The organism is Streptomyces rapamycinicus NRRL 5491, from assembly GCF_024298965.1.
GTDB classification, from domain to species: Bacteria; Actinomycetota; Actinomycetes; order Streptomycetales; family Streptomycetaceae; genus Streptomyces; species Streptomyces rapamycinicus.
Genome location: NZ_CP085193.1, coordinates 4481673 through 4502767 on the forward strand (window position 1 = coordinate 4481673; position 21095 = coordinate 4502767).

The window sequence follows — 21095 nt, forward strand, 5'->3', positions numbered from 1 at the left end:
GCGGGGCGGATGGGCGCGGCCGCTCAGCGGCCGGGGACCGTTCCCGGCCGCGAAGCGGCGTGTTCGCGGCGGCGGGCGTGTTCGCTGCCGGCGTGCGCCCGCGGCCCCCGGCGGGTGTTCCGGCCCGGCTAGTGTGTGCTGGGTACGGCGCGGATGGCCGCGCCACCCCAGTTGACCGTCGGAGGGACAAGGCCGTGGAGGTCAAGATCGGCGTGCAGCACGCGCCCCGCGAGATCACCTTGGAGAGCGGGCAGTCTGCCGAGGAGGTCGAGCGCCTGGTGGCCGAGGCGCTCGGCGGCAAGGCTCAGGTGCTGACCCTGGAGGACGCCCACGGCCGCAAGGTCCTGGTTCCGTCCGACCGGCTCGCCTACGTCGAGCTCGGCGAGCCGTCCGCCCGCAAGGTCGGTTTCGGCGCGGCCTGAGGATTCACCCACAGCGGCGGGGTCGGGTGGAACGAGACCACCGGACCCCGCCGGTGTTTGCGCTCGCACGCACGCCCCCGGCCCAACATGCGCCACAGACCGCCCCCATGGACAGGGTTGCCTCCGGTCGGGCACGGGTAGGACGGGCGTGACCGACTCGTGATCACGTATCGGTCCCGGTCCGCTCACGGGAAGGACGCGCCAATGCTGTTCTGGGAAGCGCTCGCCTCGGTACTGATCGGTCTCGGCGTCGCGTACGGGGCGCTCCACCGGCTCCCCCGAAGGCTGCCCGCACGGCCCCTCGTCCTGTCCACCGGCCCCGCCGCCGCGCTTCTGGGTGCTCTGCTGACCCATACGGTGCTGGGCTCGGGGCACACGGCGGCCGTGCTGATCGTCGCGCTCGGCTTCGCGGCGGCGCTGCTGTCGCTGCTCATCCGACCGGCCAGGACGCGCCGTAGGCGTTCGGTCCCGGCGTAAGGCCGTGGGGCCTTCGGTCCGTAAGGCCGTGGGGCCTTCGGTCCCGGCGTAAGGCCACAGGCCCGTGGACGCGGGGCCGTGAGCTCAAGCCCTCAGACCCTTTCCGGCCGGGCTCCGTAGCGGCATCAGCCGCCGGAGCCCCCCGTTCCGTAGCCGTTCCCCGGTCGTTCCCAGTCGTTCGAACCTAGGCGGAGAGCCCCAGGGCGGCCATCCGCTTGGTGTGGGCCTCGGTGATCCGGGAGAACATCCGGCCCACCTCCGCCAGGTCGAAGCCGTCGGCCAGCCCGCCGACCAGCATCGTGGAGAGCGCGTCGCGGTCCGCGACCACCCGCTGGGCCTGCGACAGCGCCTCGCCCATCAGCCGCCGCGCCCACAGCGCCAGCCGCCCGCCGACCCGCGGATCGGCCTCGATCGCGGCCCGTACCTTCTCGATCGCGAACGAGGCGTGGCCGGTGTCGTCGAGCACCTGGAGCACCAGATCGCGGGTGTCGGAGTCCAGCCGGGCCGCGACCTCGCGATAGAAGTCACTGGCGATCGAGTCGCCCACATACGCCTTGACCAGGCCCTCCAGCCAGTCGGACGGCGCGGTCTGACGGTGGAACCCGTCCAGCGCCGCCGCGAACGGCTCCATCGCCTCCGTCGGCTCCTCGCCGATCGCCGAGAGCCGCCCCCGAAGCCGCTCGAAGTGGTGGAACTCGGCGGACGCCATCTTCGCCAGCTCCGCCTTTTCCTCGAGGGTGGGCGCCAGCTTCGCGTCCTCCGCCAGCCGCTCGAAGGCGGCCAGCTCGCCGTACGCGAGGGCGCCGAGCAGATCCACCACGGCGGCCCGGTACTGCGGCTCGGCGGCCGCCGTGTCCCAGTCCTGGGCGGCGATCCCGGTGGGCTCCGGGGCCTTCTCCCCGCCGCCCTCCCCCGGAGCTGCGTCGTCCCCGGCGCGGTCCCCGGTGGTCGCGGCGGGCGTCTCAGGCGTGTCAGGCGTCTCCATGGAGCGCACAATAGCCCTCTCCGTGCCCCGGGGAAGGCCCTGGTCAGCCATGCCCACGGAGGCCCCGCATCGGACAGCCCGGTCACAGATGCGCGCTTACGGGGTACAGTGATAAATGCGCCCGTCGAGTATCGGCGGGTTGTTCCACGAATGCGGATGCCCGGTCGGTGGCCCGATCGGCTCCAAACCCGACCGCCCTCCGCGCGGCGCACATCACCTGTGCGCATGGCAGGAGGGACCCGCTCGCGGCGTGTGCGCTCGAGCGAAGGCCGTGGTCCCGCGCCGAATCGGCCATCCCCAAGGCCGGTGCACCCGGGCGCCGTGCGACCCCCTTCGCCGCCTCCCGCCGCGCTCACAGAAGAGGCAAGCATCCTGACCACCTTCCGAGAGCTCGGGATCCTCCCCGAGACTGCCGAGGCCCTGGAAGCCGTCGGCATCACGTCCCCGTTCCCCATCCAGGAGATGACGCTTCCGGTCGCCCTCTCCGGCACCGACGTCATCGGCCAGGCCAAGACCGGCACCGGCAAGACGCTGGGCTTCGGCCTCCCCCTGCTGGAGCGCGTCATCGTCCCCGCGGACGTCGAGGCGGGCCGGGCCAAGCCCGAGCAGCTGACCGAGGCTCCGCAGGCGCTCGTGGTCGTCCCCACCCGCGAGCTGTGCCAGCAGGTGACCAACGACCTGCTGACCGCCGGTAAGGTCCGCGACGTCCGCGTGCTGTCGATCTACGGCGGCCGCGCCTACGAACCGCAGGTCGAGGCCCTCAAGAAGGGCGTCGACGTGGTCGTCGGCACCCCGGGCCGGCTGCTGGACCTGGCGGGCCAGAAGAAGCTGCGGCTCTCCGCCGTCAAGGCGCTCGTCCTGGACGAGGCCGACGAAATGCTCGACCTGGGCTTCCTGCCCGACGTTGAGAAGATCATCCAGCTGCTGCCCGCCAAACGCCAGACGATGCTCTTCTCGGCCACCATGCCGGGCCAGGTCATCTCGCTGGCCCGGCGCTACATGTCGCAGCCCACGCACATCCGTGCCACCGCGCCGGACGACGAGGGCCAGACCGTCGCCAACACCACCCAGCACGTCTTCCGCGCCCACTCCATGGACAAGCCGGAGGTCGTGGCGCGCGTGCTCCAGGCCGACGGCCGCGGCCTCGCGATGATCTTCTGCCGTACGAAGCGCACCGCCGCCGACATCGCCGATCAGCTCTCGCGCCGTGGCTTCGCCTCCGGCGCGGTCCACGGCGACCTCGGCCAGGGGGCGCGCGAGCAGGCGCTGCGCGCCTTCCGCAACGGCAAGGTCGACGTGCTGGTGTGCACCGACGTCGCCGCGCGCGGCATCGACGTCGAGGGCGTCACGCATGTGATCAACTACCAGTCGCCCGAGGACGAGAAGACCTATCTGCACCGCATCGGCCGTACGGGTCGCGCGGGCGCCTCGGGCATCGCGATCACGCTCGTCGACTGGGACGACATCCCGCGCTGGCAGCTGATCAACAAGGCGCTGGACCTGCCGTTCAACGACCCGGAGGAGACGTACTCCACCTCCGACCACCTCTACGAGCTGCTGAGCATCCCCCAGGGCATCACCGGTGTTCTCCCGCGTGCCGAGCGCACCCGGGCCGGGCTCGCCGCCGAGGAGGTCGAGGACCTGGGCGAGACCGGAGGCCGTGGCGGTCGAGGCCGCCGGGCCGCCGCCCCGCCCGCGGAGGAGCGCCCCGCGCGCAACCGCCGGAACCGGCGCCGCACCCGTGGCGGTGTGAGCCTGGACGGCGCGGGCGCGCCGGGGAGCGCGGAGGCGGCCGAGTCCGCCGCCGACATCGCCGAGTCCGCCACCGAGCCCCGTCGGCCCCGCCGACGTCGCCGTACGCGCGGCGGCACGGCGACGGCCGGTTCCGAGGCGGCCACGGCCGCCGTCGAGACGGCGGAGGCGGCCCAGCCGGAGGCGGAGCCCGCCGAGGCCGCCGCAAAGCCGCGCCGCCGCCGCACGCGGGGCGCGAGGACCACCGAGGCGGCCACAGCGGCTGTCGAGACGGCCGAGGGCACCGAGGGCGCCACGGAGGAGTCCGGGCACGCCGCCGAGGCTCCGGAGGCCGCAGTGACGGCGGAGGCTCCGGAGGCCGCAGCGACGGCTGTGACGACGGCGGAGGTTCCGGAGGCCGTGGAGGCCCCCGCGAAGCCGCGCCGCCGGACCCGCGCCAAGGCCGCCGAGGCCATCGAGACGGCCGAGGGCACCACCGAGGCAGACGGCGCGAAGCCGCGGCGCCGTACGCGCGCCAAGGCCACCGAGGCCGCCCAGACCGCCGCGGAAGCGGCCGAGGGCACGACGGAATCGGTGGACACCGCCGAGTCCGCCGAGTCTCCCGCCAAGCCGCGCCGTCGCACCCGTAAGGCCACCGAAGCGGCGGAGGCCGCCGTGGAGACGGCAGAGGGCACGGCGGAGGAGGCCAAGCCCCGGCGCCGCACCCGTAAGGCCACCGAGACGGCCCAGGCCGCCGTGGAGACGGCCGAAGGTGCGACGGACCCGGGGAACGCCGCCGAGACCGCCGACGCCCCGGCCAAGCCGCGCCGTCGCACCCGTAAGGCCACCGAAGCGGCGGAGGCCGCCGTGGAGACGGCCGAAGGGACGACGGAGGAGGCCAAGCCCCGGCGCCGCACCCGCGCCGCCGCCAAGGCCGAAACCGTCGACGCGCAGCCGGAGGCGGAAGCCGCCGAGGCTCCCGCCAAGCCGCGGCGCACCCGCGCCAAGGCGACGAAGGCCGCGGAAGCCGCTGTCGCGAGCGCCGAGGGCACCACCGAGGCCGCCGACGGCGATGAGGCCGCCAAGCCGCGGCGCCGCACGCGCGCCAAGGCCACCACGGCGGCACCGGCGGCGGACGAGGCCGAGGCCGCGCCCGCCAAGCCCCGGCGCCGTACGCGTGCCAAGGCGGCCGAGACCGTCGAGGCCACGGTCGAGGGCTGACCCGGCACAACGGCACCATGGCGCCACGCCACAGCAACACGCCCAGGGGCCCGTACCGCGACACCGCGGCACGGGCCCCTGGGCGTGCATATGCCGTTTCCCGCAGGCTGTATAGCCTCGTTCCATGAGCAGGCCGCCCTTTCTCACACTGCCCGCGAGCGCCCGCGCGTACCGCCTCCGGACCGCGCGCGGCGAGTTCGCCGCCCATGACGCGCGGCCCGCTTCGGCGGCGCGCGGGACCGTCCTGCTGGTCCCGGGGTTCACCGGGAGCAAGGAGGACTTCATCGCGCTGCTGGAGCCGCTCGCCGCGGCCGGTTTCCGGGCCGTCGCCGTCGACGGCCGGGGGCAGCACGAGAGCCCTGGCCCCCGTAAGGAGGCCGCGTACGCCCTGGACGAGCTGGCGCAGGATCTGCTCGCGCAGGTCACCGCCCTGAGCGCGGCGACCGAGGACCCCGTCCATGTGCTCGGGCATTCGCTCGGCGGGCTGATCGCGCGGGCCGCCGCACTGCGCGACCCGGGGGCGTTCGCCTCGCTGACGATCATGAGTTCCGGCCCGGCGGCCATCTCCGCCCCGCAGCGCGCCCGGATCAAGCTGCTGATCGACGCGCTGACCGTGATGGACATGGAGTCCGTATGGCGGGCGATGCGCGAGCTTGATCCGCCCGAGGCCGCCGATGAGTCGACACCGCCCGGGGTGGCGGAGTTCCTGCACCGGCGCTGGCTGGGGACCGTCCCGGAGCAGCTGATCGTCACCGGGCGGCAGCTGTCCGACGAGCCGGACCGGGTCGATGAGCTGGCGGCGCTGCGGCTGCGCGTCCATGTGCTGTCGGGCGAGGCGGACTACGCCTGGCCGGTGCCGCTGATGGACGAGATGGCCGGACGGCTGGCCGCCCGCCGGACCGTGATCGAGGGGGCCGGGCACTCCCCCAACGCCGAGCGGGCCCACCCCACCGCCGACGCCCTGATCTCCTTCTGGCGCGATGTGGGCTGAGCACTAAGACATGGGCTGGCTGAGACGTCGGCTGGCACTGAGATGTCAGCTGCGCGCTGAGACGTCGGCTGCGCCCGAAGCCCACCCAGAACCCCGACCGGCTCAGTACTGCGCCTGCAGATGCTCCCAGAAGCCGTCCCGCAGGGCCCGCCGCAGATCGGCGTGGGCACGCAGCGAGAGCCGCAGCAGCCCCTCCGCGTCGATCAGCAGCTCCTGGTCCACGGAGCCGGGCAGATACGGATGGCCCGGCAGCAGCTCGGCGAGGGTCTCACGGCCGCGTGAGGACAGCCACTGGGCGGCGATCTGCGCCCCGATGAAGCGCACCTCGTCCCGGGTCGGGGCGGGCCCGCACAGGGGCGCGTCGCCGTTCGGCTCGTAGCCGGTGGCGCGCCGGGTGACGTACGGCTTGCAGAAGTCGAGGTCGAAGGTGCGCTGGCTGTCGACCTCCCACAGCAGCGGCTCGGCCTGGTTGCGCCCGTCGAGGGCCTCGATGCCCCAGAGGTGGACGCGTGCGCCGTAGCCCTGGGCCGCCTCGACGGCCGAGACCAGGTCCTCGTCGCCGCCGATCAGCACGGCGTCGCCGATGGCGCGGTGGCGGGCGAGGGACTCCAGGTCGGAGCGGATGAGCGAGTCGACGCCCTTCTGCTGGTTGTTGGCGTTGAGGTTGCCGAGCCGGACCTTGACGTCGGGCAGCTCGGCGATGCCCTGCTGCTCCGGGGTGTGGATCCGGCGCCGGGCGCCGTCGAACCAGTAGACGCGCAGCAGCCTGCTGTCCGGGAAGATCGTGCGCGCCTTGTCGATGAACGCCTCGATGAGCCCCTCGGCGTCCAGCTCGAACGCCCGGCGGTCCTCCGTGCCCGCGACCAGCCGCCCGGCGGCCGCATAGACATACCCCGCGTCCACGAAGATCGCGTGAGTCGAGGGCGTGGTCGCGACCTCGGCGAGTACGCGCTGCAGCAGCTCGTTCGTGCGCTCGATGCCCGCGACGATCGAGGCGAGGTCTTGTTGGCCCGGAGGCATGGTCTCACTCATACGCGGTTCATTCTCCGGGCGGCTCTGTGGGGGGCACAACCGGACCCCGCCCCGGCTACCAGCGGATACTTAGGCTGCGAAAAAATTTTATTAGCGTAGGGAATGTTTTCGGGGGACCCTCTGGTTGAACACGTACAGGAGGGCGCGGCAGCGACGCTGCGCGACTCCGTACACATCAGTTCTCCTTCAGGAGGATCAGACGAAGGGAGAAGCCTTGCGCTTCGAGATCATGCGCCTTGACGACATCGATGGCAGCGCCATTGAGAGCACCGTCGTAGACGCCGCCTCCGTCAACCGGATCGTGCAGCAGGCCGCCGCAATCGGCCAGCGCATCTACATCCGTCCAGCCGACACCGCCGCCCGGTAGTGCCGTAAGGCCCTCCCAGCAGCACAGAGCGCCGAGCGCCCCCGTACAGACGGTACGGGGGCGCTCGCGCGTGTCAGGCGGTGTGGGCCACCTGGATGACGCCGTTGATGATCTGCTGGACCGCGATGGCGGAGAGCATCATGCCGGACAGCCGGGTGACCAGCACCACTCCCCCCTCCTTGATCACGCGGATGATCAGCAGCGAGTAGCGCATGGTGACCCACAGCACGACATGCATGGCCGCGATCGCGGTCCACACCGCCACCTGATCGCCGACCCCACTCGCGTGCTGGACGGCGAGGATCACCGAGACGATCGCGCCCGGCCCGGCCAGCAGCGGCATGCCGAGCGGGACGAGCGCGACGTTGACGTCCTTGGTCTGGGTCGGCTCGTCGTTCTTGCCGGTGAGCAGATCGAGCGCGATCAGCAGGAGCAGCAGCCCGCCCGCGATCATCAGCGCGGGGACCGAGACATGCAGATAGTCGAGGATCTGCTGACCCCCGATGCCGAAGACGGCGATGACGCCGAAGGCGACGGCCGCCGCCTGGCCCGCCATCCTGCGCTGCACCTTGGCGGGGCGGCCCGAGGTCAGTGCCAAGAAGATGGGCGTGATGCCCGGCGGGTCCATGATCACGAACAGGGTGAGGAAGAGGGAGCCGAAGACGGCGAAGTCGAACACGGTGAATGGCCTTGCGGGGACGGGCAGCGGTGCTGAGCGGGTACGGGAAACGGAGGGAAGACGGAGCAGCGGGAGGAGCGGGGGCTCAGCCGCCCGCGCCCGGCACCGGGAAGGCCCCGGTCGCCCGGCGCACGATCTCCCCGTAGATCTCGGGGTCGGTCGTGTACTCGCCGAGCCGACAGGTCTTACGGCTGCCGTGATAGTCGCTGGAGCCGGTGGTGAGCACGCCGAGCTCGGCGGCGAGACCGCGCAGCCGGGCGCGGGTGTCCTCGGTGTGGTCCATATGGTCGACCTCGATACCGTCGAGGCCCGCCGCGGCCAGCTCGCCGATCGCGCTCTCCGGGACGCACTGGCCGCGCTTGACGGCCAGCGGATGCGCGAAGACCGCGACCCCGCCGGCGCCCTTGACCAGCCGGATCGCCTCGAACGGGTCCAGCTCGTGCTTCTCCACATGCGCCCGGCCGCCGTCGGCCAGCCAGTCCTGGGTGAAGGCGTCCGAGACGCTCTCCACGACGCCCAGCTCGACCAGCGCGGTGGCGATGTGCGGCCGTCCGACGGCCCCGTCCCCGGCGATCTCCGCCACCCGCTCCCAGGTGATCGGCACGTCCAGCTCGCGCAGCTTCGCGACCATCGCCTGGGCCCGGGGCACCCGGTCGTCGCGCACCAGCTCGCGCTCGCGCGCCAGCTCGGGCTCGGCCGGGTCGAAGAGGTAGGCCAGCATGTGCAGGCTGACCCCGTTGAGACGGCAGGACAGCTCGGCGCCGGTGACCAGCGTCAGCCCGGAGGGCAGCGCCTTCGTCGCCTCCTCATAGCCGCCGACGGTGTCGTGATCGGTGAGCGCGACGACGTCCAGGCCCTGGGCGGCGGCGTTCCGTACCAGCTCGGCGGGGGTGTCCGTACCGTCCGACGCAGTGGAGTGGGTGTGCAGATCGATGCGCACGGCACGGGCTCCAAGCTGCGTTCGGGATGGACCGAGGGAACGCCCCAGCATAACCACGCCCGCGGCTGCCCGCGTCGGCGGCCCTGACCTGTGCATGACGCCGCAGCAGCCCAGGCAGCGGCGAAAGGGCTCAGGGCGAGAGCAGCCTCGGGGAGAGCGCCCCGCAGGGCACCAGGTCGACCTCGGCCCCCGCGTCCCGCAGATCGGTGAGCACCATCTCGTCGTACATCAGCAGCCCCGTCTGCTCGGGCCAGACGACCGCCCACAGCCACAGCCCGCACGCCTCGCCCGCGAAGACCGCGCGGTCGTCCGGGGTGCCCTCGACATGCCACAGCGGGGTGGGCCGCCCGGCGGCCAGCACCTTGACGTGCGGCGGCTTGTCCACCCGCATCCCCGGCCCCGGATCGGGCCCCGGGAGGCCCGCGAAACGCGCGCCCAGGCCGACGCCCAGCTCCTCGGCGATCAGCAGCAGCTCACCCGGGCCGCCCAGCGGTCCGGGTCCTGAGCAGGCCACGGCGGTGGCACGGCCACCGCTGCGGTCGTCCCCGGCGCAGGCCACACCGGTGAACAGCCAGCCCACGGGCAGCGGCCACGGCATCCATACGGGCACCCGGGCGCGGTTGGTGACGACCACGAGTGCTTCGACGCTCGGCGGGACGACCGGCTGGAGGGGGTGCACCGTGCCGTGCACACCGCACTGCCAGGAGTCGGCGAAGAGACCGGGCGCTCGCACCCGGCCACCGCACTTCGGGCAACTGGGTTCGCCCCTCATAGGGCCCCACGGTCCTCCCCGGTCGTCGCCGCGTCAAGGACGATCACCCGTCCGGAGGTCACTTCCCGCACCAGTTCCCGCCCGCCCCCGCCACGGTCCCCGTCCGGCACCGCCGCGGCCCTCGTCCAGCCCCGCCACGATCCTCGTCCGGCACCGCCACGATCCTCGTCCGGCACCGCCGCGGCCCCCGTCCGGCACCGCTCCCGGGGCATCGCGGGGCTTCCGTACGGGTCGTACGGGTCTCAGCCCGACAGCGGCACCCCGGTCCGCACCGGGTCGCGCAGATCCGTGCCGTGCCGCAGCCAGCGGTCCTGGAGGGCGCCGGCGCCGTGCACCCGCTTCCACGCCGCCTCGTTCGTGGTCATCGGCAGCATCGGCAGGAAGCGCACCGGCTCCAGGGGCTCCAGCAGCTCCAAGTCCTCGACCAGGCCGCCCGGTTCGGCGACGAGGACGGAGCTGAAGGGCGCCCCGGGCCACAGCGGCCCGCCGAGGTCCAGCGACGCGCCGGGGGTCACCACGACCCCCTCGACCTGGGGCGAGGCGGCCAGCACGGCGAGCGGGCGGAGCACCTCGTCGAGGACGGGGAGGTCGGGACCGGAACCGCCCGTCCTTACGGTCAGCACCAGTTCGGCGCGCGGCCCGCGCAGCGGGTCGGCGACGGCGGCGGTCGGGCTGGTCATCGGATGGTCCGACATGCCGAGCGTGGCGTAGCGGATCACATCGCTCTCATCGCGGAATCGCAGCACCTCGATGCGGTCCGTACCGACGAAGGTGACGGCGGCGCGGGCGTCCGGCTCGCCCAGCGCGGTGATCAACCGGGCCTCGACCAGCTGAAGAACGTCTGACATGCGGTGAGCATAGATCGCGTATCGAACAGGCAAAGCGGCGACGTAACGGTTCAGCCGACTGATAGCCTTAATCCCTGCCCAGGGAGTTACAGATCGTCCCTCATGGGGGACCGGCCGGAGGAGGTGGGGCTGCGGTGGATCCTAGTCGACCGTGCAGTACCGACAGTTCTCCCGTCGTTTCCCCTCGGTATGCGACTTCATGATCTGAGCCTTCCGTACCCCGCCGCTCGGCGGTGAAACACGCGAAGCCCACTCGCATCCAGGGCATCTGACGGTAGAGCGCCTTCGTACCGCTTTGTTCAGTTCCGAAGAACCTTCCGTCAGCGCCATCGCACGGAGCGCCGCCCGCTTTGCGGACGTACGGGCACCGGATGTCGTACGTCCACCTTCCGGGCGCTGCGCTGCGCCGCGCGCCCACCGCTGACGGCCGGCCTGTGAAGGAGCCCGTCATGTCGATGATCCGTGACCTGCGCGCAGCCGTTCGGCCCGCCCTGCGCCGTTCCCGTACCGCCAGCGACTACGACGCGACGCGTGACCCGTCGGTCACCAGCGCCGTGGTCGACTGCGGGGTCTACCGCGACGGCAAGCGGGTCAGCGAACACGTGAGCCCGGCGAAGGCCATGGAGCGGGTCCGCGAGGAGGGCGGGTTCGCCTGGATCGGGCTGCACGAGCCGACCGAGCGCGAGTTCGCGGGGATCGCCCAGGAGTTCGGGCTGCACCCGCTGGCGGTCGAGGACGCGGTGCAGGCGCACCAGCGGCCCAAGCTGGAGCGGTACGACGACACCCTCTTCACCGTCTTCAAGACCATCCACTACGTGGAGCACGCCGAACTCACCTCGACCAGCGAGGTCGTGGAGACCGGTGAGGTGATGTGCTTCACCGGCCGGAACTTCATCGTGACCGTCCGGCACGGCGGCCAGGGCTCATTGCGCGCCCTGCGCCACCGGCTCCAGCAGGACCCGGAGCTGCTCGCCAAGGGCCCCTCGGCGGTGCTGCACGCCATCGCCGACCAGGTGGTCGACGGCTATCTCGCGGTCGCCGACGCGGTCCAGGACGACATCGACGAGGTCGAGATCGACGTCTTCTCCGCCGCGACCTCCCGGCGGGGCGGCGACGCGGGCCGGATCTACCAGCTCAAGCGCGAGGTCCTGGAGTTCAAGCGGGCCGTCTCGCCGCTGCTGCGGCCGATGCAGCTGCTGAGCGAGCGTCCGATGCGGCTGGTGGACCCGGACATCCAGAAGTACTTCCGGGATGTCGCGGACCATCTGGCGCGGGTCAACGAGCAGGTACTGGCCTTCGACGACCTGCTGAACTCGATCCTCCAGGCCAATCTGGCGCAGGCCACGGTCGCGCAGAACGAGGACATGCGGAAGATCACGTCCTGGGCCGCGATCTTCGCCGTGCCGACGATGATCGCGGGGATCTACGGCATGAACTTCGACTACATGCCGGAGCTGCGCTGGAAGTTCGGCTACCCGACGGTGCTCGTGGTCACGGTGGGCATCTGCTTCGCGATCCACCGCGGCTTCAAGCGCAACGGCTGGCTGTAGGGCCGGACGGCGGGCGGGCCCTCATCAAGGGGGTCGGGCCCTGGCTCATCGGCCGGGTCGGGCCCTGGCTCATCAGCCGGGTTCGTTCGCCGCGCGCTTCCCGTCCGCCATGATGACCAGGGCGAGCCCACCGAGGATCACCGCGAGCGCCGGGTAGGCGGCCACGGGCGGCATCTGGCCCAGCCACAGGGCCGCGATCAGCGCCGCGCCCGGCGTCTCCAGCAGGATCGCGGTCGAGGTGACGGACGGGCCGAGGCCCTTGACCACCCGGTTGATGAGGGTGTGCCCCAGCAGCTGCGCGGTGACCGTCAGCGCGGCCAGCCGCAGCCAGGTGGTGCCGCTGTAGCCGCCCAGCTCCGCGCCCGCCACCAGGCAGGTCAGCAGCAGGAGCACGCTGGTGGTGGTGTAGCAGACGTAGGCGTACGCGGTGGTGCTCACCGAGCGGCGCACCTCCGCGCCGAGCAGCACGTACCCGGCCGCCGCGATCCCGCCCAGCAACGCGAGCCCGTCGCCCAGCAGGGCTCGTGGGGAGGCGGACAGGTCGACCCCGGTGAGGATCACCACACCGAGGATCGCCAGGCCCATGCCCAGCCAGGCGAGCGTGGGCGGGCGGTGGCCGCGCAGCCGCAGCAGCAGCGCCGTCCAGATGGGGGTCGTGGTCACCAGCGCGGTCGAGGACGCAACGGAGGTCATGTGCAGGCTCGGCAGCCAGGCCCCGAAGTGCACCGCGAGCAGCGCCCCCGCCCCGACCGACAACAGCGCCGTCCGGCGGCCCATCCCGCGCAGCTCGCCCCGGTGGCGCCACAGGGCGAACGGAGTGAGCGCGCCCACCGCCATGGCGTTGCGCCAGAAGGCGATGGCGAGCGCGGGCGCCACCGTCGCGGCGGCCAGCGGCGCGGAGAGCGAGACCCCGGCGATGGCGACCGTAAGGAGCACGACGTCCACAGGACCGCTGTGGAAGCGGCCACCGTCACCGGGCGCGGTGGGCGTGGCGGCGGGGGCTGAGACGCGGGCGGCACGGGCGGTGGACACGCGGCCAGGGTAAGGCGCGTGGCCGTACGACGGAACTGACATTTCACGGGCCGGGACGGGTGCGTGGCTGGCTAGGCCCTGTCCGGTGGACCTTCGCGGATCAGCCCGCGGCGTCTGGTGCGGTGCATCGCAAGGCGGAGGGTCGTCCTCGTACCGGGTTGTACTCGGACGATCCCGACAACGCAGCGAGGTGCCGTGCCAGGCGTCGCGGGCCCGCGAAGGTCCGCCGGACAGGGCCTAGGCTGTCGGCATGACGCAGACGCCGATGGACCGTGCCCTTGTCGAGGAGGCGGCCAAGAAGTCCGCCCTCATCTGGGTCCAGGGCACCGAGGGTGCCCCGCGCGCCCTGTGGCACATCTGGCACGAGGGCGCGGTCTGTCTCGTCGGGGACGGGCCCGGCGAACAGCCCCTTGAGGACCTCGGGCTGGCCGACGGCGGCAGCGCGACCGTGACCGTGCGCAGCAAGGACAAGGGCGGCCGCCTGGTGAGCTGGTCCGCGCGGGTGGTCGAGCTGACCCCGGGCGGCGAGGCGTGGACCGCGGCGGTCGACGAACTCAAGGGCAAGCGGCTGAACGCGGCGGACGCCGACCACATCGCGGAGCGCTGGGCCCGTGAATGCCGGGTGCTGCGGCTGGAGCCCGCGTCCGGGGCGCTCGCCGAGCACCCCACCGGCTCCCTGGCGGCGGCCCCGCTGCCGTCCCCCGCGATCACCCGCCGTCCGATCCCGGCGGCGCTCCCCAAGCTCCTGGCCCGCCGCAAGAAGCGGGCCCGTGACGCCCGTAAGGACGCGTCCTAGCCGTCCGACGGCCATCCGACGGCCATCCGGCGACCGGGCTGACGACCGTAAGGACGCGCCCTTGGAGCCTTACCGGCGCACCCGCGCCTATGGCGTCTCCGGGATCTGCTGCCCGTAGTCGAGCACATGGCCCTTCTCCGGGGCGGTGAGCTTGAAGCCCTTGTTCCAGTCCGCGAGCCGGATCACCCCCGCGCCGCCCGCCCGCCGCAACCGCAGCGGATACGGCCTTCCCTCCAGGGAGACGTCGAGCGAGCCGCCCTCACCGGCCTTACCGGCGCTGATGGTGATAGTCCGCACGCCGTCCACCCGGCCGTGGTCGCCCGTGGCGATCTTGCCGTGCAGTCCGAGCAACCCGTCGAGCAGCAGCTTCATATCGGTGAAACCGCTGAGCCGCTGGTAGGAGGGGTCGCCGGAGGGGACCTTCACATACTTGTTGTCCAGCTTGCCGGCCGCGTTGCCCGCGCCGCCGCCGTCACTCTTGCCGTCGTGCGACCAGAAGCCCGCGTCGGCCTTGAGGTAGAGCTCCTTGCCGACGCGCAGCAGCTCGAAGCTGGAGCCCTTGGTGGAGACCTGGCCCGTGCCGCCGTCGGCGTTGAGCCGCATGTTCAGCTTGTAGGTGGCTCCACTGGTGACGAGGCTGCCGGAGAGCCGCACCGATTTCGCGCCGCCGGCCGCCTGACGGGCCTTGCTCTCGATCTTCGTGGCGGGGAGCTTTCCCACGCCGTTCGTCCCCGCGTCGGGGTCCTTCTCCCCGCCGCCGCCACACGCGGCGAGCGTGGCGGCCAACCCCGCGCACATCGCCGTAACGACAGCCCTGTTCCGGGTGCGCACGTCCGCTCTGCCTCCTGATGCCGGTGCAGTAGGGCAGCGTACCGGTGCCGTCCCGCGGTGTCCGCAGGGTGCCGCGGTGCCCTCGCCCGGCGGCAGGGCAGGTGCGGGCACGTTAGCCTGAACCCGGTGAAGAGCGGATCATTGCCTTGAATGACCACGAAACCTGACAAGGAAGCCCCAGATACAAGGGGAGGCAGGGCATGCCGACAGGCACCCCCCGGGTCTTCGTCTCGCATCTCGCGGGCGTCGCCGTGTTCGACCCGAACGGCGACCAGGTGGGGCGGGTGCGCGATGTCGTGGCGATGCTGCGGCTGGCCGGCCGCCCGCCGCGGGTGCTCGGCCTGGTGGTCGAGGTGATCGGCCGCCGCCGGATCTTCCTGCCCATGACCCGGGTGACCGGTGTGGAGTCCGGCCAGGTCATCACCACCGGTGTGCTCAACATGCGCCGTTTCGAACAGCGCCCCACCGAGACCCTGGTCCTCGGCGAACTGCTCGACCGCACCGTGCGGCTGGTCGAGACCGGTGACCCGGTGACGGTCCTGGACGTGGCGATGAGCCAGCTGCCCGCGCGCCGGGACTGGGAGGTCGACAAGGTCTTCGTCCGCCGCGGCAGGACCCGCGCGCTGCGCCGCCGCGGCGAGGCGCTGACCGTGGACTGGTCGGCGGTCACCGGCTTCTCGCTGGAGGAGCAGGGGCAGGGCGCGGAGAACCTGCTGGCCACCTTCGAGCAGCTGCGCCCCGCCGATCTGGCCAATGTGCTGCACCATCTGTCCGCCAAGCGCCGGGGCGAGGTGGCGGCCGCCCTGGACGACGAGCGGCTCGCGGACGTCCTGGAGGAGCTGCCCGACGACGACCAGGTGGAGATCCTCGGCAAGCTCAAGGAGGAGCGCGCGGCCGACGTCCTGGAGGCCATGGACCCCGATGACGCGGCCGATCTGCTCTCCGAGCTCCCCGAGCCCGACAAGGAGCGGCTGCTGGACCTGATGCGCCCCCGGGACGCGGCGGACATGCGGCGGCTGATGTCGTACGAGGAGGGGTCGGCGGGCGGTCTGATGACCACCGAGCCGATCGTGCTGCGCCCGGACGCCACCGTCGCGGACGCGCTCGCCCGGGTGCGCGACCAGGACCTGACCCCCGCGCTCGCCGCCCAGGTCTATGTCTGCCGCCCGCCCGACCAGACGCCGACCGGGCGCTATCTGGGCATCATCCACTTCCAACGGCTGCTGCGCGACCCGCCGTTCACCCTCGTCGGCGCGGCCGTCGACGTCGATCTGCCGACGCTGCCGCCGGACACCCCGCTGCCCGTCGTCGCCGGCCATCTGGCCACGTACAACCTGCTCGCGGCGCCCGTCGTGGACGAGACCGGCTCGCTGCTCGGCGCGGTGACGGTCGACGACGTCCTGGACCATCTGCTGCCGTCCGACTGGCGGGAGCGCGAGCTGCACGCCGGGATGGCCCTGCCGGAGGCCGCCGATGGACGGTGACGGCGGCCGTCTGGACCGGCCCAAGGCGCGGCGCCGCAGCCCGCTGCCGCGCTGGGACCCCGAGGCGTTCGGCAAGGCGTCGGAGCGGATCGCGCGCTTCCTGGGCACCGGGCGGTTCATCGCCTGGATGACGGCCTTCGTGGCCTTATGGCTGCTCTGGAACATCCTGGCGCCGGCACGGCTGCGGTTCGACCCGTTCCCGTTCATCTTCCTGACGCTGATGCTCTCGCTCCAGGCGTCGTACTCCGCCCCGCTGATCCTGCTGGCCCAGTACCGGCAGGCCGACCGCGACCGGGTCAATCTCGAGCAGGACCGCAAGCAGAACGAACGGTCCATCGCCGACACCGAATTCCTCACCCGGGAGATCGCGGCGCTGCGGACAGGGCTGGGCGAGGTGGCCACCCGCGACTGGCTCCGCGACCAGCTGGCGGACCTGCGCCAGGGACCGGACGGCGGCCGGAGCGCCCCGCGGCCGGGCGGCCACGGCGAACCCCCGGCCGAGTGAGGAACACGACCGCTGACGGCCGTCCGCGCCCCGCCCACGGCGCCGTACCATCTCCATATGGCTACCGACACCCTCCCAGCACCGAGCGAAGACGCGGTACGCGCCGCGCTCGCGACGGTCAACGACCCGGAGATCCACAAGCCGATCACCGAACTCGGCATGGTCAAATCCGTCGAGATCGCGGCGGATGGCTCGGTCGCCGTGGTGGTCTACCTCACGGTCTCCGGCTGTCCGATGCGGGACACGATCACCAGCAATGTGCGGACGGCGGTCACCGGGGTCGAGGGTGTGACCGGAGTCACGGTCGACCTCGAGGTGATGAGCGACGAGCAGCGGCGTGAGCTGGCCACCTCGCTGCGCGGCGGCCAGGCCGAGCGCGAGGTGCCCTTCGCCAAGCCCGGCTCGCTGACCCGGGTGTACGCGGTGGCCTCCGGCAAGGGCGGGGTCGGCAAGTCCTCGGTGACGGTCAACCTGGCCGCCGCGCTGGCCGCGGACGGGCTCAAGGTCGGCGTGGTGGACGCCGACATCTACGGCCACTCGGTGCCCCGCATGCTGGGCGCCGACGGACGGCCCACCCAGGTCGAGAACATGATCATGCCGCCGTCGGCGAACGGCGTGAAGGTGATCTCTATCGGGATGTTCACCCCCGGGAACGCCCCGGTGGTCTGGCGCGGGCCGATGCTGCACCGCGCGCTCCAGCAGTTCCTGGCCGATGTCTACTGGGGCGACCTCGATGTGCTGCTGCTCGACCTCCCCCCGGGCACCGGCGACATCGCGATCTCCGTCGCCCAGCTGGTGCCCAATGCCGAGATCCTGGTGGTGACCACGCCGCAGCAGGCCGCGGCCGAGGTCGCCGAGCGGGCCGGCGCCATCGCCGTCCAGACCCATCAGAAGATCGTCGGCGTGGTGGAGAACATGTCCGGGCTGCCCTGCCCGCACTGCGACGAGATGGTCGACGTCTTCGGTACCGGCGGTGGCCAGGTGGTCGCCGATGGGCTCAGCCGGACCACCGGTACGACGGTGCCGGTGCTGGGCGCCATCCCGATCGACGTACGGCTGCGCGAGGGCGGCGACGAGGGCAAGCCGGTCGTGCTGACCGACCCCGACTCCCCGGCGGGCAGCGCGCTCAAGGCGATCGCAGGCAAGATCGGCGGCCGCCAGCGCGGCCTCGCGGGCATGTCGCTGGGCGTCACCCCGCGCAACAAGTTCTGAGCGGGAACGGTCGGCCACGGCTAATGGCTCAGGGGCGGTTTCCCCGGGGAAACCGCCCCTGAGCCATACGCGCGGCACGCCGTACGCCCCTACTCGTCGTAGCGGGCGATGTCCTTCACGACGGCGAAGCCCAGGCCGTAAGCGCTCATCCCGCGCCCGTACGCCCCGATGTGCACGTCCTCGTTCGCCGTACCGGCCAGCACCCAGCCGTACTCCGACTCGCGGTAGTGGAAGTCGGTCGGCACCCCGTCCACCGGGAGCGACAGCTGCGACCAGCTCTCGCCCTCCAGATCGTCCGCCAGCTCCCAGGCGATCGCGGTCTGCTGGTCCAGCCAGTCCTGGCGCAGCGCCCGCTCCATGCGGGTCGGCCAGGTGCACGACAACAGACCGGAGCCGGCCAGCCAGGCGGCCGAGGAGACCGAGGTGGCCTCCAGCTTGCCGGTGCCGTCGGCGCTGTCCCGCCCCGGGCGGCTGGCGACGGTGACGACCACCGTGAAGCGCTGCTGGTCCATATCGGTCTCGACCCGCAGGGACGGCTCCTCGCCATGGCCGGTCGAGCCGTACTCGACGATGCCGTCCGCGGCCGCACCCACCTGCATCAGCCAGCGGGGGCCGGTGAACGCCTCGTCAAGCCCGTACCAGGGGAAGGCGGCCATCAGATAGCCGTCGACGCTCCGCCGGGCATCGGCGGGCATCCCCTGCGCGGCCGCTGCCACCCCTCGTTCCCCTAGCCGACCCTTGGTCTCCATGTGCGCGCGGCCTCCTCGTTTGCCCTGCGTCGTGGGCGGCCCGCCCCCCTCGGGCGACCCTCACCCCGGACAAAGGGAGGATAGCCATACGGGTCAACCAGGCCGGGCATACGGGGGGATCAAGTGGCGTCGGAGTCGAAAGGCGGACGCTCCTCGCGTCCCGGCTCCTCACGCTTGCGCAGCAGGTCAGGCGTGCTGGAGTCGTCCTTGGAGAGGGACAGCGGGGTGGAGCCGGAAGCCCCTGAAGAGCCCTGTGGCGGATCACTCTCCCGGCCGTGCACCGCGTCGGCGACCTCCGCCATCTCCTTGCGGAGGTCGAAGCCGTTACGGATCTCCTTCAGGCCCAGCTCATCGGAGTCCAGCACGTGCTTGCGCACGAACGTCTTGGGGTTGAGGTCCTCGAACTCGAAGTCCTTGAACTCCGGCCCCAGCTCGGAGCGGATGTCCTCCTTGGCGCTGTCGGAGAACTCCCGGATCTTCCGGATGAACTGCGTCACGTCCCGAATCACCTTCGGGAGCTTGTCCGGGCCGAAGACGAGCACCGCAAGGACAACGAGCGCGACAAGCTCGAGAGGTCCTATGTCCAACACCTTGCAGCTCCTCAAGACGTCTGGGCCCCGGCCTGGGCCACTCAATACCGTACCTGGCGGTGGGGTCGGCGCGGGAGACGGCCGGGCCAACAACGGGCGTCAGCCGCTGCTCGCCGACCCCAGGGTCAGCTCCGCGGCGCGCTCCTTGCCGTCGCGCCTGACGGTGAGCCCGAGCCGGTCCCCGGGGCGGTGGCTGCGGATCTTCACGATCAGCTCCTGGCCGCTGTGCACCCGGACGCCGTCCACCTCCGTGATCACGTCACCGGGCTCGATCCCCGCCTTGTCGCCGGGGCCGCCCGCGGTGACCGGCGCGCCGCCGCCGGCGCCCTTGGTGTTCACCCGTGCGCCGTCGCCCGTATAGCCCATGTCGAGGGTCACGCCGATGACCGGATGGGTGGCCTTCCCGGTGTTGATCAGCTCCTCGGCGACCCGCTTGCCCTGGTTGATCGGGATGGCGAAGCCCAGGCCGATGCTGCCGCCCTGGCCGCCGCCGAGGCCCGAGCCGTCGTCGGCCGCCCGGATCGCGCTGTTGATCCCGATGACCCGCGCCTTGCGGTCGACCAGGGGGCCGCCGGAGTTCCCCGGGTTGATCGGGGCGTCGGTCTGCAGCGCGTCGACATAGCTGACGTCGCTGCCGTCCTCTTTCTCGCCGCCCGCGGTGATGGGGCGCTCCTTGGCGCTGATGATCCCGGAGGTGACCGTGCCCGCCAGGTCGAAGGGGGCGCCGATGGCCACGACGGGGTCGCCGACGCGCACCGAGTCGGAGTTGCCCAGCGGCAGCGGGGTGAGCCCGGAGACCCGGTCGACCTTGATCACCGCCAGGTCGTACCCGGTGTCCCGGCCGATCACCTCGGCCTTGGCGTCCTGGCCGCTGTTGAAGGTCACCGATATGTCGCCGTCCGTGCCGGCGGACTGCACGACATGGTTGTTGGTGAGGATGTGGCCCCGCTTGTCGAGGACGAAGCCGGTGCCGGTGCCCTCCTCCGCGCTGCCGCGCACATGGATGGTCACCACGCCGGGCAGCGACCTGGCGGCGATCCCGGCGACGCTGCCCGGGGACCTGGCCTCCTTCTCCACCGGGGCCTGCGGCAGCTTCACATCGACACCCCCGGAGGCGCGGTCCCGCTCCGCGTAGGCGCCGATACCGCCGCCGAGGCACCCCGCGACCAGGGCGATCAGCAGCACGGCGATCCAGGCGCCACGGCGGGAGACGGTCTTACGCTCGCGCTCGGCGGGCGGCGGAACCACGGTCCAGGGGTCGTAGCCGCCCCACTGGACGCCCTGGGCGGGCTGCGCCATGGGGGCGCCCTGGTGGCCCTGGTGGCTCTGGTGGGGCTCTCCGGGGCCCGGAGGCAGCTGGGTGCCGTGCGGCGGGGTCATCCCGGGGTGCCGCGGCAGGGGCGGGGGCGCGCCCTGGCCCGGTACGGGCCCCGTGGCGGGCGGCACGGTGGTGCCGTGCGGCGGGGTCATCCCGGGCGCCTGGGGCGGCGTCTGGGGCGGTGCCTGGGCCATCCCTGGCGGGACATGCGTGCCCTGCGCGGGGGTGGCCACCGGGTGCTGTACGGGCGGGGCCGGGGCCCAGGGCCCCGGGTCGCCGTAGGGCGGGGTGCTGTACGGGTCGGGCTCATGCAACGGCCGGGGCGCCCGCTCCTCGGGCGCCGGGCCCTCCACGGGGGCGTCCACCGGCTCCGGCGCCGCCTGCGCGGCGGCCGCCTCCGTACGCTCCTCGGCGCCCTCCGCCGCGTCGTTCGGCCGGTCGCCGGGTCGCGCGGCGGCCGGGCGGCTCCACCACTTCGGCTTCGACTTGGGCCCAGGGGCCCTCGGCTCGTCCATGATCTCCCCAAGTTCCCGCAGACAGGCAGGGACCGCACCCATCCGGGG

Annotated in this window: 21 protein-coding genes; 10 read left to right on the forward strand and 11 right to left on the reverse strand. The window is 72.5% G+C overall.

The window, feature by feature from the left end:
- The first annotated feature begins 194 nt into the window (after nucleotides 1–194).
- A complete protein-coding gene (locus LIV37_RS18290) occupies nucleotides 195–422 on the forward strand; it encodes a DUF3107 domain-containing protein (RefSeq protein WP_020868598.1) in 228 nt (75 codons plus the stop codon).
- A 204-nt stretch (nucleotides 423–626) separates the two neighbouring features.
- The gene (locus LIV37_RS18295) at nucleotides 627–899 is read left to right on the forward strand and encodes a hypothetical protein (RefSeq protein ID WP_020868599.1); all 273 of its coding nucleotides are present in this window, start codon (nucleotides 627–629) and stop codon (nucleotides 897–899) included.
- A 184-nt stretch (nucleotides 900–1083) separates the two neighbouring features.
- On the opposite strand, the gene LIV37_RS18300 is transcribed toward LIV37_RS18295, so the two are convergent.
- Nucleotides 1084–1884, reverse strand: coding sequence for a ferritin-like fold-containing protein (locus LIV37_RS18300; RefSeq protein WP_020868600.1), 801 nt, complete (start codon nucleotides 1882–1884; stop codon nucleotides 1084–1086).
- Nucleotides 1885–2346: 462 nt separating this feature from the next.
- Between LIV37_RS18300 and LIV37_RS18305 the strand changes: the two genes are divergently transcribed.
- Together LIV37_RS18305 and LIV37_RS18310 are read left to right on the forward strand one after the other, a co-directional pair.
- Nucleotides 2347–4836: a DEAD/DEAH box helicase gene (locus LIV37_RS18305; RefSeq protein WP_121825389.1), complete on the forward strand. Its 2490-nt coding sequence runs from the start codon at nucleotides 2347–2349 to the stop codon at nucleotides 4834–4836.
- A 124-nt stretch (nucleotides 4837–4960) separates the two neighbouring features.
- Nucleotides 4961–5827, forward strand: a complete 867-nt coding sequence (locus tag LIV37_RS18310) for an alpha/beta fold hydrolase (RefSeq protein ID WP_020868602.1) — start codon at nucleotides 4961–4963, stop codon at nucleotides 5825–5827.
- A 102-nt stretch (nucleotides 5828–5929) separates the two neighbouring features.
- Here the strand turns inward: LIV37_RS18310 and LIV37_RS18315 are convergent, their stop codons facing one another.
- The gene (locus LIV37_RS18315; protein ID WP_020868603.1) at nucleotides 5930–6859 is read right to left on the reverse strand and encodes an NYN domain-containing protein; all 930 of its coding nucleotides are present in this window, start codon (nucleotides 6857–6859) and stop codon (nucleotides 5930–5932) included.
- A 214-nt stretch (nucleotides 6860–7073) separates the two neighbouring features.
- On the opposite strand from LIV37_RS18315, the gene LIV37_RS18320 reads away from it, so the two are divergent.
- Nucleotides 7074–7226, forward strand: coding sequence for a hypothetical protein (locus tag LIV37_RS18320; protein WP_020868604.1), 153 nt, complete (start codon nucleotides 7074–7076; stop codon nucleotides 7224–7226).
- A gap of 73 nt (nucleotides 7227–7299) precedes the next feature.
- On the opposite strand, the gene LIV37_RS18325 is transcribed toward LIV37_RS18320, so the two are convergent.
- The 4 genes from LIV37_RS18325 to LIV37_RS18340 all read right to left on the reverse strand — a co-directional run bounded on the left by LIV37_RS18325 (nucleotide 7300) and on the right by LIV37_RS18340 (nucleotide 10465).
- Complete coding sequence (locus tag LIV37_RS18325; RefSeq protein ID WP_020868605.1) at nucleotides 7300–7905, reverse strand: MarC family protein; 606 nt, start codon at nucleotides 7903–7905, stop codon at nucleotides 7300–7302.
- An 85-nt stretch (nucleotides 7906–7990) separates the two neighbouring features.
- On the reverse strand, nucleotides 7991–8845 hold the full coding sequence (locus LIV37_RS18330; RefSeq protein ID WP_020868606.1) for a PHP domain-containing protein: 855 nt from the start codon (nucleotides 8843–8845) through the stop codon (nucleotides 7991–7993).
- Between the two features lie 130 nt (nucleotides 8846–8975).
- Nucleotides 8976–9617, reverse strand: a complete 642-nt coding sequence (locus LIV37_RS18335; RefSeq protein ID WP_121824791.1) for a DUF6758 family protein — start codon at nucleotides 9615–9617, stop codon at nucleotides 8976–8978.
- A gap of 242 nt (nucleotides 9618–9859) precedes the next feature.
- Nucleotides 9860–10465: a suppressor of fused domain protein gene (locus LIV37_RS18340; RefSeq protein WP_020868608.1), complete on the reverse strand. Its 606-nt coding sequence runs from the start codon at nucleotides 10463–10465 to the stop codon at nucleotides 9860–9862.
- A 449-nt stretch (nucleotides 10466–10914) separates the two neighbouring features.
- Here LIV37_RS18340 and LIV37_RS18345 point away from each other — a divergent pair, with 449 nt between their 5' ends.
- Nucleotides 10915–12015 (forward strand): magnesium and cobalt transport protein CorA, encoded by a 1101-nt coding sequence (locus LIV37_RS18345; RefSeq protein WP_020868609.1) that lies wholly within the window; start codon nucleotides 10915–10917, stop codon nucleotides 12013–12015.
- A 72-nt stretch (nucleotides 12016–12087) separates the two neighbouring features.
- Here LIV37_RS18345 and LIV37_RS18350 read toward each other — a convergent pair whose 3' ends face one another.
- Nucleotides 12088–13047 (reverse strand): DMT family transporter, encoded by a 960-nt coding sequence (locus LIV37_RS18350; protein ID WP_121824790.1) that lies wholly within the window; start codon nucleotides 13045–13047, stop codon nucleotides 12088–12090.
- A gap of 250 nt (nucleotides 13048–13297) precedes the next feature.
- On the opposite strand from LIV37_RS18350, the gene LIV37_RS18355 reads away from it, so the two are divergent.
- Nucleotides 13298–13843 (forward strand): hypothetical protein, encoded by a 546-nt coding sequence (locus LIV37_RS18355; protein WP_121824789.1) that lies wholly within the window; start codon nucleotides 13298–13300, stop codon nucleotides 13841–13843.
- Between the two features lie 87 nt (nucleotides 13844–13930).
- Here the strand turns inward: LIV37_RS18355 and LIV37_RS18360 are convergent, their stop codons facing one another.
- Nucleotides 13931–14674 carry a hypothetical protein gene (locus tag LIV37_RS18360; protein ID WP_121824788.1) on the reverse strand — a complete coding sequence of 248 codons (744 nt, stop codon included), beginning with the start codon at nucleotides 14672–14674 and terminating at the stop codon, nucleotides 13931–13933.
- A gap of 200 nt (nucleotides 14675–14874) precedes the next feature.
- On the opposite strand from LIV37_RS18360, the gene LIV37_RS18365 reads away from it, so the two are divergent.
- Genes LIV37_RS18365 through LIV37_RS18375 form a run of 3 tightly spaced genes read left to right on the forward strand, consistent with a single transcriptional unit; the run spans nucleotide 14875 to nucleotide 17875 of the window.
- Complete coding sequence (locus LIV37_RS18365) at nucleotides 14875–16158, forward strand: magnesium transporter MgtE N-terminal domain-containing protein (RefSeq protein WP_020868613.1); 1284 nt, start codon at nucleotides 14875–14877, stop codon at nucleotides 16156–16158.
- Complete coding sequence (locus LIV37_RS18370; protein ID WP_020868614.1) at nucleotides 16148–16663, forward strand: DUF1003 domain-containing protein; 516 nt, start codon at nucleotides 16148–16150, stop codon at nucleotides 16661–16663. Before LIV37_RS18365 ends, LIV37_RS18370 begins: the two co-directional genes overlap by 11 nt.
- Nucleotides 16664–16720: 57 nt before the next feature.
- Nucleotides 16721–17875 (forward strand): Mrp/NBP35 family ATP-binding protein, encoded by a 1155-nt coding sequence (locus LIV37_RS18375; protein WP_020868615.1) that lies wholly within the window; start codon nucleotides 16721–16723, stop codon nucleotides 17873–17875.
- Nucleotides 17876–17964: 89 nt separating this feature from the next.
- Here the strand turns inward: LIV37_RS18375 and LIV37_RS18380 are convergent, their stop codons facing one another.
- From LIV37_RS18380 to LIV37_RS18390, 3 genes are all read right to left on the reverse strand, one after another.
- Nucleotides 17965–18624, reverse strand: a complete 660-nt coding sequence (locus LIV37_RS18380; RefSeq protein WP_121824787.1) for a hypothetical protein — start codon at nucleotides 18622–18624, stop codon at nucleotides 17965–17967.
- A gap of 119 nt (nucleotides 18625–18743) precedes the next feature.
- The gene (locus tag LIV37_RS18385; protein ID WP_121824786.1) at nucleotides 18744–19214 is read right to left on the reverse strand and encodes a sec-independent translocase; all 471 of its coding nucleotides are present in this window, start codon (nucleotides 19212–19214) and stop codon (nucleotides 18744–18746) included.
- 99 nt (nucleotides 19215–19313) lie between these two features.
- Nucleotides 19314–21047: a S1C family serine protease gene (locus tag LIV37_RS18390; RefSeq protein WP_020868618.1), complete on the reverse strand. Its 1734-nt coding sequence runs from the start codon at nucleotides 21045–21047 to the stop codon at nucleotides 19314–19316.
- Nucleotides 21048–21095: the final 48 nt, after the last annotated feature.

Excerpts from the sequence above, each read along its gene's own strand:
- LIV37_RS18295 (WP_020868599.1), top strand. The coding sequence starts at position 627 with ATGCTGTTCTGGGAAGCGCTCGCCTCGGTACTGATCGGTCTCGGCGTC.
- LIV37_RS18300 (WP_020868600.1), bottom strand. The coding sequence starts at position 1,884 with ATGGAGACGCCTGACACGCCTGAGACGCCCGCCGCGACCACCGGGGAC.
- LIV37_RS18305 (WP_121825389.1), top strand. The coding sequence starts at position 2,347 with ATGACGCTTCCGGTCGCCCTCTCCGGCACCGACGTCATCGGCCAGGCC.
- LIV37_RS18310 (WP_020868602.1), top strand. The coding sequence starts at position 4,961 with ATGAGCAGGCCGCCCTTTCTCACACTGCCCGCGAGCGCCCGCGCGTAC.
- LIV37_RS18315 (WP_020868603.1), bottom strand. The coding sequence starts at position 6,859 with ATGAGTGAGACCATGCCTCCGGGCCAACAAGACCTCGCCTCGATCGTC.
- LIV37_RS18335 (WP_121824791.1), bottom strand. The coding sequence starts at position 9,617 with ATGAGGGGCGAACCCAGTTGCCCGAAGTGCGGTGGCCGGGTGCGAGCG.
- LIV37_RS18340 (WP_020868608.1), bottom strand. The coding sequence starts at position 10,465 with ATGTCAGACGTTCTTCAGCTGGTCGAGGCCCGGTTGATCACCGCGCTG.
- LIV37_RS18345 (WP_020868609.1), top strand. The coding sequence starts at position 10,915 with ATGTCGATGATCCGTGACCTGCGCGCAGCCGTTCGGCCCGCCCTGCGC.
- LIV37_RS18355 (WP_121824789.1), top strand. The coding sequence starts at position 13,298 with ATGACGCAGACGCCGATGGACCGTGCCCTTGTCGAGGAGGCGGCCAAG.
- LIV37_RS18365 (WP_020868613.1), top strand. The coding sequence starts at position 14,875 with ATGCCGACAGGCACCCCCCGGGTCTTCGTCTCGCATCTCGCGGGCGTC.
- LIV37_RS18370 (WP_020868614.1), top strand. The coding sequence starts at position 16,148 with ATGGACGGTGACGGCGGCCGTCTGGACCGGCCCAAGGCGCGGCGCCGC.
- LIV37_RS18375 (WP_020868615.1), top strand. The coding sequence starts at position 16,721 with ATGGCTACCGACACCCTCCCAGCACCGAGCGAAGACGCGGTACGCGCC.
- LIV37_RS18380 (WP_121824787.1), bottom strand. The coding sequence starts at position 18,624 with ATGGAGACCAAGGGTCGGCTAGGGGAACGAGGGGTGGCAGCGGCCGCG.
- LIV37_RS18390 (WP_020868618.1), bottom strand. The coding sequence starts at position 21,047 with ATGGACGAGCCGAGGGCCCCTGGGCCCAAGTCGAAGCCGAAGTGGTGG.